Origin of the sequence: Alicyclobacillus acidocaldarius subsp. acidocaldarius DSM 446, from assembly GCF_000024285.1 — a bacterium.
In the GTDB taxonomy this organism is placed as follows: Bacteria; Bacillota; Bacilli; order Alicyclobacillales; family Alicyclobacillaceae; genus Alicyclobacillus; species Alicyclobacillus acidocaldarius.
In genome coordinates, this window is the sequence record NC_013205.1 from 2,933,079 (window position 1) to 2,946,261 (window position 13,183).

9 protein-coding genes and 1 CRISPR repeat array (1 of these 10 running past the window's edge) are annotated in these 13,183 nt (G+C 60.4%); of the genes, 2 read left to right on the top strand and 7 right to left on the bottom strand.

Going from position 1 to position 13,183, the window contains the following annotated elements:
* Positions 1–11: 11 nt before the first annotated feature.
* Together AACI_RS14245 and AACI_RS14250 are read right to left on the bottom strand one after the other, a co-directional pair.
* A complete protein-coding gene (locus AACI_RS14245) occupies positions 12–1,289 on the bottom strand; it encodes an extracellular solute-binding protein (protein ID WP_012812078.1) in 1,278 nt (425 codons plus the stop codon).
* 121 nt (positions 1,290–1,410) lie between these two features.
* Positions 1,411–5,310, bottom strand: coding sequence for a glycoside hydrolase family 13 protein (locus AACI_RS14250; RefSeq protein ID WP_012812079.1), 3,900 nt, complete (start codon positions 5,308–5,310; stop codon positions 1,411–1,413).
* Positions 5,311–5,511: 201 nt separating this feature from the next.
* On the opposite strand from AACI_RS14250, the gene AACI_RS14255 reads away from it, so the two are divergent.
* Positions 5,512–6,444 (top strand): alpha/beta hydrolase, encoded by a 933-nt coding sequence (locus tag AACI_RS14255; RefSeq protein WP_012812080.1) that lies wholly within the window; start codon positions 5,512–5,514, stop codon positions 6,442–6,444.
* Between the two features lie 44 nt (positions 6,445–6,488).
* The gene (locus AACI_RS14260; RefSeq protein ID WP_245530814.1) at positions 6,489–7,232 is read left to right on the top strand and encodes a pirin family protein; all 744 of its coding nucleotides are present in this window, start codon (positions 6,489–6,491) and stop codon (positions 7,230–7,232) included.
* Between the two features lie 2 nt (positions 7,233–7,234).
* Here AACI_RS14260 and AACI_RS14265 read toward each other — a convergent pair whose 3' ends face one another.
* From AACI_RS14265 to AACI_RS14285, 5 genes are all read right to left on the bottom strand, one after another.
* Positions 7,235–7,771 carry an NUDIX domain-containing protein gene (locus tag AACI_RS14265; RefSeq protein ID WP_245530636.1) on the bottom strand — a complete coding sequence of 179 codons (537 nt, stop codon included), beginning with the start codon at positions 7,769–7,771 and terminating at the stop codon, positions 7,235–7,237.
* A gap of 180 nt (positions 7,772–7,951) precedes the next feature.
* Positions 7,952–8,290 (bottom strand): ArsR/SmtB family transcription factor, encoded by a 339-nt coding sequence (locus tag AACI_RS14270; protein WP_012812083.1) that lies wholly within the window; start codon positions 8,288–8,290, stop codon positions 7,952–7,954.
* A 41-nt stretch (positions 8,291–8,331) separates the two neighbouring features.
* Entirely contained in the window at positions 8,332–9,729 is a 1,398-nt protein-coding gene (locus tag AACI_RS14275; RefSeq protein WP_012812084.1) for an MFS transporter, read from the bottom strand.
* 240 nt (positions 9,730–9,969) lie between these two features.
* Entirely contained in the window at positions 9,970–10,923 is a 954-nt protein-coding gene (locus tag AACI_RS14280; protein ID WP_012812085.1) for a DUF979 domain-containing protein, read from the bottom strand.
* Complete coding sequence (locus tag AACI_RS14285; RefSeq protein WP_012812086.1) at positions 10,920–11,630, bottom strand: DUF969 domain-containing protein; 711 nt, start codon at positions 11,628–11,630, stop codon at positions 10,920–10,922. Before AACI_RS14285 ends, AACI_RS14280 begins: the two co-directional genes overlap by 4 nt.
* Before the next feature lie 596 nt (positions 11,631–12,226).
* Positions 12,227–13,183: direct repeats of the CRISPR family, unit length 37 nt; unit sequence GTTGATCCGCCGAGATCGTCGGCGGCCCCATTGAAGG (it continues 35 nt past the right edge of the window).

Sequence of the window (13,183 nt, forward strand, 5' to 3'; positions counted from 1 at the left end):
AGCCGATGATATCAGGATCCTTGTGCCATGATGCCTTTTTGAATGTTTTGCACAAAATCCTTCGCACCCTGCTCTGGTGACACCTTGCCCGCAATGATATTCTGCAGGATGCTCATTGCTTGCCACACGGCCTGCATTTGCGGAATGTTGGGCATCGGTACCGCGTAGCGCAACTGTTCGACGAACGCTTTAAAGGTTGGGCTCGACTGGACGGCGCTCGACCTCTGCACAGACAAGAGCGCAGGAATCTGCTGGGAATCTCTGAAGTACATTTGCTGCGCCTGCGCACTGGTCAACGCTTGAACAAGGCTCCAGTCAGCTGCCTGGGTCTTGGACTCCTTGTTCACAAATGCCGTGATAACGCCTAAGAAGGGCGTGGCATGCTTGCCGTTCGGCAAGGTGGGCCATGGCGTTACACCGAAGTCAATTTTGGCCTTCTCAATATCCGCCGTGTCCCATGGGCCACTCACGTACATACCAATCTTCCCAGCCAGAAACTCAGCCTTCGCGATAGAGCCATTCGTGCTCGGGGTCATCCAGTGATACTTGGAGACCATATCCCTCATCAGCGTGTAAGCCTGCACAGCCCCCGGTGTGTCAAGACCTATGTTGTTCGGGTCGAGTGTGCCGTTGTTGTCCTTGAACACATACCCGCCATAGCCGCCGATAATGGCGTAATCGAAGTAAAGATTCGCTTGGTCATACATGAAGCCATGTGCATTTGCGTCTTTCACGAATTCGGCCCATGTCTGCGGTGGCTGCGGCACAAGCTTTTTGTTGTAGTAGATTGCCGCGACCTGAACGGATACTGGCACCGAGTACATCGTGCCGTTGACCTTGATGGCGTCGATCGTATTAGGTGCATAGAGACCCGTGTTGAGCACGCCAGACGGTACCGGCGCCATCAATCCTTCTTCTGCGAAAACGCCATTGTTGTCGTGCGGCATTCCAAACACGACATCAGGCCCCTTGCCCGTGCGAGCCGCCGTGGCGTAGAACTGGAATCCCTTCGGATTGGAGCTTTGGTCGACGACAATGACCTTGTCCCCATGAGCCTTTGCCCACTGAGCGGCGATCTGCTTCACGTCTTGCAACTCCGGCCCTGTCTGCCACGACCAAACGGTGATGGTCTGCCCTTTGGGCAGAGCGCTTGCCTCCCCTTTGGCGCTCGACGAGCTCGTGGAAGGAGACGTGTTTTGACCACCGTTCGAGGTTCCACAGCCCGCGATGGCTCCGCCCGCCAACACGAGCGCGGCCACACCTGTCGATACGATTCCCCATCTCCTCACCGACACAACCCCCTCTGTGCATTTGCTTGCGCAAACGTTTGCGCGATTAGTATAACGCTTTCATCCGATCGCAATCAAGATGTTATCTCGAAAAAATTCCGATAGCCCTTTTCGCGAGGCATCACTTTTTCGAGAGCGATAGGGTCAATGGATTGGTCACAGCTTGCCCATCTTCGTTTTGCGCAGCCACGCGGTAGGTCACCGACGAGAAACCTGCAGGTACGGGCACTGTCACGCGAATCGTCGCGTGAGGCGAGTTGGCCGGACCTTGCGCAGGAACTTCCCCTATAGCTGCGGAATCGCCACTTGTGGAGACCGTCGCGACCGGAGCATACGATCCGTCGCCCTGTCTCTGGTAGATCACATACTGCGTCGCGCCTGAAACCGGCGTGATCGAGACCATCGCACGATCTCCAACCACACGACCACTAACGATCGGCTGACTCAGGCGTACCGCGGGCACATCGACGGGAAGCGATACCGTCTTAGGTGCCGACACCGGAGACTGGGCGTGATCAGACGCCGAAAACAGCGCTTGTACAGCAAACGTTTGCGCATATGCATCGCGTTCCACCGTGACACTCAAGTCCGTGGCAGGAAGCACAGGTCCAAAGGGCACCCATTGTCCATTCGGATTCTGTCTCCAGACGCGATAACCGATGGCACCTTGCACAGGCGTCCACGCAATCTCGTTCTGAGAATCCTCCTCTTGCAGATAAGCCATCGGCGCGTCGCTCGGCGTCACCAAAATGGCACCTTGATACGATTGCAGCGTGAGTGTAATGCCACCATTCTGCACCTTGTACCACTGGTTGTTCAGTTCATCGAGCATCGTGGACCCGTCCGCAACCGTCCCATCCGTCGGAATGGTCACGGTGATAGCTTGGTTCTGATTGTTGATCGCCACAATGGCCGTGGCATCCTCCGCTGGCACACCGAAGACATCTCGCCCATTCCGAATGGTCCTTGCAAATGCGTACACCATGCCCTGTGCGTACAACGGCGTGAAATCCCCCGTCTGAAGCACAGGATTGGCGTTTCGAATGGCCCCGAGCTTGCGGTAGTGGTTCAGGAGATCGAGATTCTGGTTGTCCCACGGATAGGTCCGACGATTGAGGGGATCCGAATAACCAGTGAGCCCTGCCTCGTCGCCGTAGAAGATGGTCGGATCGCCCGGGAAGCTGAATTGAAAGTCCGATACAAGCTTCAGCCTCTCGATCCCCAACTGTTCAGCCGCAGGAGACGGCCTGTACTCATCCTGCTGGAGCGCGGATAGATCGCCTGGCTGCGGCGCGTTCTCCAAGATGGTCAGGATCCGCATGGTGTCTTGCGAATCGACAAGGTTCATCATCGAGTAGAACGACTGCAGAGGATATTCACTGTACAGGCGCATCAGTTCCTGGTTGAATCCCGCAGCGTCGACGGCGTGGTGCTGCACGTTTCCGTCGTTGTACGTGCCGCGGAAGAAGTCGATCACGGCGTTCCGGAACTGGTAGTTCATTACACTGTCGAAGGTCGATCCCGTCAACCAATCCGTTCCATTGTCATTCGTCGCATTGTCCCAGATCTCGCCGATGATCGCTGCGTTGGGATCGATCGATTTCACGGCCTGCCGAAAGCCACCCCACCATGCCGTGTTGAAATTCCCGTTGTCGGCCGAGTCCAAGCGCCATCCGTCCGCACCTTCCCGGATCCACACACGCGCGACTGAGTTGTCGCTCCCATACACGAATCGCTGATAGGCGGGGTTCGACGTGTCCGTAAGTGGCAGCGTGTCGATCTGAAACCACGAATCGTATGGGTTTGAGGTGTTCCCTGTCCACACGTACCACGAGTAGTAGGGCGACAGCGACGGCTGGTTCTTCAGGTACGCCTGCCACGCACCGTTGGAGTGGAAGTTCCCGAACTTGTTGAAATATACGCTGTCACTTCCGGTATCTTCGAACACCCCGTCGAGAATGATATGGAACCCCTTCGCGTGCGCAGCCTGTACGAGATTCAGCCAGTCCTGCTGCGTTCCAAATCCAGGGTCAATCTTGAAATAGTCGGCTGTGTCATATTTGTGATTGGATTCCGCCTCAAAGACGGGCATCAGATACAGCGTATTGACTCCAAGGCTCTTCAGGTAGTCCAGCTTATCCTCGATGCCCTGCAAATCACCTCCGAAAAAGTCAATGTTCCATTGGCCATTGCCTCGCAGACTGGCAATTTTGGGATCAGATAACGGAGGAATATTCGGATCATAGGGCGGCGAGTCCCAGTTCTCGTGGAACTGGATGGGGCCTAATGACTCCGTTCCATCGGCCCCTACATAAATCCCCTTTTGCGTATTCGGATTCTCCTCCGTGGCGATATTGCCATTGTAGAACCGATCCGGCATGATTTCGTAGATCACGGCGTGCTTCAGCCAATCTGGCGTCTGAAATCCCCGTTCGTATACGCTGATCTGGTAGCTCGGTCCGTCGGAAGACAACCCAACCTGGCCAGGCCCTTCAAGCTGAGCTCCATTGTCATCGTAGTAGACCACCTGGCCAGTGTCCGTCTCCGTCACGAACTGATACCACATCGTCCCGGGTGTGGTCACATCCGCCGCAGGGATGGTCACCGTCCACCACGTGTAGTCGTTGATGTCCTGCACGCCGGTTTGTTGCGCCAACTCGTCTCCCGACATTTGGAGCTTCTGCATCGGCAGGTCGATCTCGCCTGACTGATCCGCTGCCCCCCAGAGGCGAAGCGTCGCACTCTTCACGCTGAGCGGAGCCCGCAGGCGAAGCGTGATGGGGGTTCCTGTGGACACGGCTCCGAAAGGCGATCGGTAGAACGCCTGAAACGAATCATGTGCATACGCTTGCATCCACGCGGGCAGAGGCCCTACAATAAGCTCCGCACTCCTGTCCAATTCGACATTGACCACCCCATCCGCGTCCTTGGCGACCGTGTCGATCTCGACGCGATACAAGCCGTTTGGAAGGCTCTGTGGGACTGTGAACTGCACGCTGTTCCAGCTCGCGTTCGTCCCATTGACTGTGGCGGCCGTTTCGCCCGACGAGTTGACAAACCGTATCACCGTGTGATTGGGTTGATCCTGGCTTCCGGCGAAGTCACCTACAGGGTCGGAGACCGTCACCGTATCACCGGGATTCGCCTGAAGTGTCGAAAGCGTGACCGTCCCCACGGGCAACGGGAAATTGTTGTTGATGTCGTCAGACGTGTGCAGTCCGTCACCTGAGAGACACGCAAAACTGGTGCCATCGTATATGTCAAAGCGATAATAGATCGTTCCGCCGTTTGAAGCGGGGATCGTGGCAGACCAGAGCTGATACGGTCCAAACGTTCTGCCTGGAGACATCTCGACCTGGAAACCCTTGTTTTGTGCGGTGTCCCAGCAATTCAGGATCACCTTCGTCAGGTTCCCGCTGTACGCTCGAAGGCTGATCGTCACCTCTTGTCCAGGGGAGGGATTCGGATCTGACACGTACATCGCGCCATCGGATGTGTAGATTCCATCCCACTGAATGGTGTCGGCCGTCGTATAAGGCATGACCTGAAGTCCCTGTCCTGAAGGCGTCGAGACCGAATCACCTCCACTTTCGACGGTGACCGTGTACGTACCGGCGCCAAGCCCGTCATCCCCGGCAGGAAGGTGCAAGGCAATCGAATTCGGCCCCGTTAGCACGGAATCACTTGTGACGTCGATCACGCCGTTGAGGCTATTCGATACCACAACCTTGAAACTCGAGGGGTTCAAGTTCAGTCCATTCACAGCGAGGACGACCGTGGCCCCGTTTCCAGCGCGAAAGCCATTGCCGCTCACAATCTGCACGGCATTCGAGTAGGTCTCTCCTGCTGTGCCACCGCCTGCGGACGCCCCGGTCGGGGGCGAGGCGTTAGTACTATCCGCCGCGGTCGCCGCCAGAACGCGTTCCGTGCCGACGGAACGGGTGTTTTCAAACGCCGCGAACGGAAGCGCTGCAGACATGACGATGGTCGTCGCAAGGCTCGCGGCACCCGTCCACTTCACGTGCATCAACCTCCTCTTGTGCAAACGATTGCACTAACGTTGTCGTCCTGGATTATACGCTCAGCCTTCCCGACGTCAATGGTGCTCTTGCATCGTTCATTGTCCGAATCCTTTCTTTTCTCTCAAGACCCTTGTTCCCTTCCCCACCCTTCCACTGTTAAAATGTAAGTGAGATGTCCCATCGCAGAGGAGGCGACCCACATGCCGCTCGATCCCGTCATTCAGCAGGTGCTCGATCAACTCAACCGCATGCCTGCCCCGGACTACAAACATCTCTCCGCCCAGCAATTTCGTTCCCAACAGTCGCTGTTTCCTCCTGTCAAGAAGGAGCCCGTGGCCGAGGTCCGAGAGTTTGACATGGATCTGCCTGGCCGCACGCTCAAGGTGCGCATGTACCGCCCGGAGGGCGTCGAACCGCCCTACCCCGCGCTCGTGTATTATCACGGCGGCGGTTGGGTCGTCGGAGACCTCGAGACGCACGATCCCGTCTGCCGCGTCCTCGCGAAAGACGGCCGCGCGGTCGTGTTCTCCGTCGACTACCGCCTGGCGCCGGAGCACAAGTTCCCTGCCGCCGTGGAAGACGCCTACGACGCGCTTCAGTGGATCGCGGAGCGCGCAGCGGACTTTCATCTCGATCCAGCCCGCATCGCGGTCGGCGGAGACAGCGCCGGAGGGAATCTTGCCGCTGTGACGAGCATCCTTGCCAAAGAGCGCGGCGGGCCGGCCATCGCGTTCCAGCTGCTCATCTACCCTTCCACGGGGTACGATCCGGCTCATCCTCCCGCATCTATCGAAGAAAATGCGGAAGGCTATCTCCTGACCGGCGGCATGATGCTCTGGTTCCGGGATCAATACTTGAACAGCCTGGAGGAACTCACGCATCCGTGGTTTTCACCCGTCCTCTACCCGGACTTGAGCGGCTTGCCTCCGGCGTACATCGCGACGGCGCAGTACGATCCGCTGCGCGACGTCGGCAAGCTTTACGCGGAAGCGCTGAACAAGGCGGGCGTCAAGGTCGAGATCGAGAACTTCGAAGATCTGATCCACGGATTCGCACAGTTTTACAGCCTTTCGCCTGGCGCGACGAAGGCGCTCGTCCGCATTGCGGAGAAACTTCGAGACGCGCTGGCCTGACCAAAAGGCGGATGCAAGCGAGAGGAGGCACTCACGTGGCATGGATGAAGTTCCCGGGCGCGCATCGCGCGCCCCTCATGTTTTACGAACACGCGCGGATCTTCCCTTCGCGCACAACGCCGTACATCGACCCGTTTCTCCTGCTCGATCACTTTTCCATCCAACACCCGGATGGGTTCCCGGACCACCCGCACCGGGGCTTTGAGATTATCACGTATGTGTTGCAAGGCGCCGTGGCGCACGCGGACAGCGCGGGCCACCAAAGCGTCATCCCTGAAGGGGGCGCGCAACACGTGACGGCGGGGCGCGGGATTGTGCACTCCGAGATGCCTGGTACGGACGGGATCGACAGCGGACTGCAGCTCTGGATCAACATCCCGAGGAGCGACAAGGGCATGGATCCGGGCTACGAGGATATCCCGCCCGACGCCCTGCCCGTGGACGAACCTGCCCAGGGCGTGCGGCGGAAGTGGATTGTGGGCGGTGGATCGCCGCTTAGGACGCACCGCCCCATGACGTACCAGGACGTCGAAATGGTCGCGGGCGCGTCCTACACCCTCGAGGCCCCAGCGCATCATCAGGGCTTCATCTTCGTGCTCGACGGCGCGGGGCACCTTGGCGAGGAAGAGATTCCGATGCAGAAGGGCGATCTCTTCATCTGGCACCGAGCCGCCGACGAGGCGTTTGTGCCCACGCCCGTGCGGGCGGCGGAGTCGCTTCGCGCCGTGATGGTGTTCGGCGAACCCGTGGGAGAGCGCCCCATCTTCAACGGCCCGTTTGTGGACTGAGATCAGCCCTCGCGCAGGAAGAAATGTGCGAGCAGGTCGAGGTACGGGCGCGATCGCGGCACGAAGTCCGTCCACCGCGCGGTGCGCGCGTCTTTTTGCAAATGGCCCGGAAGCACGCGATAACCGGTGAGCACAGCTTCCTGCCGGCGGCCGAAGGCGAGATCGAAGAAGTCACGAACAGAGAGTTCGTAGATGCCCGCGATCTCGTCGACCGCTGGGCGCAGGACCCCGAGCGACAAATCTGGGACGATGGCAACATACAAATGGTGAAATTCGCGGTCCCACACCGGCCCGAGCCGCACCTCGTGTGCCACCACGCCGAGCTTGTGCAGGCGTCCCGCGGGGACATGAAGGCCGAGCTCCTCCTCGATCTCCCGCACACCCTCTTCCGGCGATTCTCCCGCCTCGAGGTGACCCGCGGCGCTCACGTCGAGGCGCAGTGGATTCGTGTCCTTGCGGGCGCCGCGCAGTTGGACGACGAGGCGCCCCGCAGGACTTCTTCCGGTGGCGATCCACGCGTGAAACGTCTGGTGCCACAACCCGCGCTCATGTACGATGGACCTGGGAGCTGTGCCGCAGGGGATCATTTCGGAAGTGAAAATATCAAGCCATTCTTCGCGCTGCATATCTTTGCCCACGCTCTCCACCTCAGGTTCACCGTACCACAATCACCACCCGCGCGAAACGGCCGAAGGAGGATCTCCGTGCCGAGGCCGCCGTCACGAAGACCAGCGGCCCGAGGTTTCACACTCTGCGTCTGCGCGAGCGGCCCAATCCGTCAGGACGGCAGAGAGGGCCCGCAGTCGACGCCCGTTCAATCGATAAAACGTAAATCGCTCGTCGTGCGGATGGCGGCGCACCTCCACCAGCCCGTGCTCGCGAAGCTGCCTCATGTGATGGGAAAGGGTGTTTTGGCGCACGCCGAGGCGCTCGCTCAGCGCGCCCGCGGTCTGCTCGCCCTCGGCCAACGCCCGGAGGATGCGCAGCCGCTGGGGCTCGCCGAGCACCGCCAAGCACCGCATGCAGACGTCCTCTGGCATATCCGGTCCGTGCGTCATGGTTTTTCTCCTCGCTTCGCGACAGACGCCTCACGCCGACATCAGCCGACAATGCTGTGATGCGTCGTGGCTTGCGGCGACACCTGGATCTCCTCGGTGTCCTCGAGGGATCTCTGCTTCATCTCGGGAACCGCAAGGAGGGTGAGCAGCGCCCCGAGCAGCGCCACGCCCGCCAGCATGCCCATGGTGACACTCAAGCCCGCGGCTTTGAGGATACCCGGCAGCACGAACGCGCCGAGGAACGCGCCAATCTTGCCAGCCGCCGCCGAGATCCCGTGCGCGGTGCCGCGCAGATTCGTCGGGAACGCTTCGGACGGCACGAGGAACGTCGTCGTATTCGGGCCGAATTCGATGAAGAAGTAGCTCACCGCGTACAGCAGCAGGAACAGAATGGGCATCTTCGCGATGCTCGGCACCAGGAACAGCGCCGCATATGCGGCCGCCATCACCACGAAGCCGAGGCTCTGAATGAATTTGCGCCCCCACTTGTCCATCAGGTTGGCCGCAACGAAATAGCCCGGCAGCGCAGCCACCATGAAGATGGCCGTTGCGACAAGCGTCGTGGTGACGAGCTGCGCGTGCGGCAGGAGCGCCTTCAGGATGAGCTGCGACGAGACGCTGTTCCCATAGAACGCGACGTCGATGAGGAACCAGCTGCCTGCCGTCCCGAGCAAGCGGAGGAGGTGCTTCGGCGTCCACAGCGACTGCTTGGCGATCACGGCGCGCGGAGCGGCCTCCGCCGAGGCGCGCACGGCCTCGCCCGTCAGTTCCCGGGCCGCGCTCGCCGCCGCGTCCGCGTCCTGCTTCACGGCCATGAGATAGCGCGGCGACTCGGGCATCTTGCGGCGCAGGTAAATCACAGAAGCCGCCGGAATGGCGCCGAGCGCGAGCATGATGCGCCACGCAATGTCATGCGGGATGCCCGCGGAGAGCAGGATGGACGCGACGAGCGGACCTGCCAAAAGCCCGAGCCCCTGCATGGCAAAGACCATCGTGACCATGAAGCCGCGATTTTTGCGATTGGAGTACTCCGTCATGATGACCGAACTGGTGGGATAATCGCCGCCCACGCCAAGTCCGACGATGAAGCGGAAGATGACGAGCCAGATGAAGGACGGCGCGCAGGCCGAGAGAATGGCGCCCACAGCGAGCATGATGACCTCAAATCCGTACATGGCCTTGCGCCCGAGCTTATCCATCAGTTTGCCGAAGAACAGGGCACCGAGCGCCGCCGCCGCGAGCGACGTGCTATTCAAAATGGAGAGTTGCGCGGTGGAAAGATGCCAGAGGGGTGTGAGGATGGCCGTAACCGTGCCGATGATGAAGAGATCGTAGGCGTCGGTGAAAAAGCCCATGCCAGCCGTGAACATCGTCTTCCAGTGGAAGCCATTCAGCCGACTTTCGTCCATGGCCTCGAGAACTTTCGGATTGACGGACACGCGAGTCGCCCCTTTTGTGGCTAGGTTTGAGCTGCGACGGGTCAGTGCACTTGCCGCGGTCGCGATTGAATCCATACCCATTGATTCAATGGATATCGATCCTTTCCGTCATCACATGCTACGCGCCATTTGTGAAATCCACGTGTTCGGATTGTGAAGAGTGTGTAAAGACCGAGGAAAATCGTGGGGATGGTCTGCGCGATCCGGCCGAACACGAATGAGCCGAGATCGCGCAGTTTTTTACCATTTGGCAACCGCGTACATGAGTAGGATATTGACCGCAAGAATGATGACGGCCGTGGGCCATTGCGCCCGGATGACCGCATACTGGCTTCGCAGTCCAAGCAGCGCGGCGGGAACGATGTTGAAGTTGGCCGCCATGGGCGTCAGCAACGTGCCGCAGTAGCCCGCGAACATGCCAATGGCCGCGACGCGATCCGCATCGACGCCGAAGTGCCCAATGATGAGCGGGATGGCAATCCCGGCTGTCATCACGGGAAACGCGGCGAAGGCGTTGCCCATGATCATGGTGAACGCGGCCATGCCCACGCAGTACGCGAAAACCGCCCAGAAGAGCGAGTGATGCGGAATCACGTGGTTGGCCAGGCGCGCCACCACGGTGCCCACACCGGCGGACGCGAACAAGGTGCCGAGGACCGCGAGCATCTGGGGAAGCACGGCCGCCCAGCCGATGGCCTCAATCAGGCGCCTGGCTTCGCGCAGGGATGTCACGGGCGAACTCCGGGTGATGATCCACGCGACGATGAGCGCGATGACGGCGGCAATGCCTAGCGCCACGAGCGTGACGTTCGTCGGATCCAAGAGTGGCAGAGCGCCGACGTGAATCCGGCTCAGCCCTTCCACGCCAGCCACGGTGAGCAATGGGATAAGCACGGCCGGGATGAACAGCCGATTGCCGAGCCTGGCCCGGCTCGCCTCGCGATCCGCCGCGTCCGCCTCCCCATAGCTCCCGGTGCGCACCCCGCCAAAGCCCGCCAGCAGGACGATGGCGATCACGACAAGGCCGAGGACGAAGGATGGCAGCACGTCCGCCAGGATGAACGCGAGCCCATACAGTGCGTAGAAGAGCCCCGTGGTGATGCGCCGCGGGTTCGCGCGATCGCGAAACGTATACAGGCTCGAGAGAACGAGAATGAGACCGACGAGATCGTAGACGTATTGGATGCGAATCACGCGTTGACCCCCTCTCCGGGCGATGAGGAAGCCGCGGCCGGGCCGGCGGACAGCCAGCGCCGGAGACGCCGATCCAACAAGTACAGCCGCACACTGTGCACGACAAAGACGGCGATGGCCGTCGGCAGCGCCCACAGGCCCATGAGGATAGGTGTGGAGTGAATGTGGAACTGATCAAACACGCCCTTCATGAGGAGGACGGCACCGACCGCGACAAACACGTCCTCACCGAAAAAGAGGCCGACGTTGTCGACGGCGGCGGCGTGGGCGCGGATGTGGTCCCGTACGGGTTGGGGCAAGTTGCCGTAGGCGGCCTCCGCGGCACCTTCGGCCATGGGCGCCACCACCGGGCGAACCATCTGCGCGGGCCCGCCGATGGACGTGAGTCCGAGGGCAGCCGCCAGTTCGCGAATGAACAGGTACGCGTTCAAGATGCGGCCCGTCGTGGCGGCGCGCACCCTCGACACGAGCCGCTGGGCCTGTTCGCGCAGCCCGTGGCGCTCGAGCAGTCCGATGACAGGCAGCGTGGCGACAAACACGGCCATGTAACGATCCTTCGCGAACGCAGCGCCGAATTGAGACAGAATGTCATACGGCGATTCGTGCGCCAAGAGGCCGGTGACGATTCCGGCCACCGTCACGACGAGCAGAGGGTTCACGCGAAGCGCAAAGCCCACGATCACGACAAGCACACCGATGAGAACCACGGAGATACCTCCTGTCATGTGTGGATGAATGCTGCACTGGATGCCCGCGTTGAACAAGGCATGCTTGTAGACAAGGCACATAGAGCGAATGGGAAACTACGTGTGGCGAAACATCACCCTTTCGTGCCGAGCGATCCCTGTGCAACCCGCCCGGGGTGTCGCGGTGGTCATGGCGACGGGATTTGATCAGGTGGCTCAGCCGTCGCGGAGACCGTGACGGCTGAGGACAGCTCGACTGCACGGCGGCCGCGGGGGCAGCGGGGGCGTTTCGGGAGCTCGCCTGCACCACTGCGGTGCTAAAGCGATGGAGGTAGAAGTTCGACCTGAATTCAGGGAATCCTGCATCGATTCTGTACGAAACGAGCGTCGAGTGACATGCGTGTGCGCACGGTACGCAACCGAGCGATGCGCGAACCGGGATCGATGGCGAAAGCCCTGGAGGTTCGCGCAAGACGAAAAATGCGCATGGAGACTGGATTTTTGGCCGGTGAGAGGGTATGATGAGGGCAGTTGGAAGGCGTGTGAAGGGCGCGCGCCGCATGGGTTCGCGATTTACGCCCAGGAAGCCGCGCCAGGAGCCGGCTCTGGAGGGTAGCGTTGATCCGCCGAGATCGTCGGCGGCCCCATTGAAGGCGGATGTACGCCAAGTTTGAGGAGAATGGTCGCGTGGGTTGATCCGCCGAGATCGTCGGCGGCCCCATTGAAGGATGGCCCAAATGGTGTACGAAGCGGTGACCGGCTGGATGTTGATCCGCCGAGATCGTCGGCGGCCCCATTGAAGGAATCCTCCAAGATCGTCGGCGCGTTCGGCAGCATGGTTGATCCGCCGAGATCGTCGGCGGCCCCATTGAAGGCACAACATCATCCACAACCGCGACAGCGGGTTCACGTTGATCCGCCGAGATCGTCGGCGGCCCCATTGAAGGGTGCCGCACTGGAATACGCCGATAAAATCACGACGCGGAGTTGATCCGCCGAGATCGTCGGCGGCCCCATTGAAGGATCCATGTCAAACATTCGCTTTGTTGTACCAATCACAGTTGATCCGCCGAGATCGTCGGCGGCCCCATTGAAGGACTATGGTAGCGTGTTTCAGTCGGTGGCCGACCAGGCGGTTGATCCGCCGAGATCGTCGGCGGCCCCATTGAAGGCGTTTCCGACACGCCGCAGGTTTCGTCGCGGCCCAAGTTGATCCGCCGAGATCGTCGGCGGCCCCATTGAAGGATGCGTCGTGCGAAACGTAAGCGCTAAGCCAAACCCGTTGATCCGCCGAGATCGTCGGCGGCCCCATTGAAGATTAGAACTGATCCTATAATCGGATCATTCCCTAACCGTTGATCCGCCGAGATCGTCGGCGGCCCCATTGAAGCAGGGGCCGCGCCAGCATAAGCGACGCAGCCCAACCGTTGATCCGCCGAGATCGTCGGCGGCCCCATTGAAGCGCGAGCGTCACATTAATCAGCATATATGGATTCCTGTTGATCCGCCGAGATCGTCGGCGGCCCCATTGAAGCTAGTGGGCTTGTTTCGGCACCGTCGACAGTAGCGGTCGT

Excerpts from the sequence above, each read along its gene's own strand:
- AACI_RS14255 (WP_012812080.1), top strand. The coding sequence starts at position 5,512 with ATGCCGCTCGATCCCGTCATTCAGCAGGTGCTCGATCAACTCAACCGC.
- AACI_RS14260 (WP_245530814.1), top strand. The coding sequence starts at position 6,489 with ATGAAGTTCCCGGGCGCGCATCGCGCGCCCCTCATGTTTTACGAACAC.
- AACI_RS14270 (WP_012812083.1), bottom strand. The coding sequence starts at position 8,290 with ATGACGCACGGACCGGATATGCCAGAGGACGTCTGCATGCGGTGCTTG.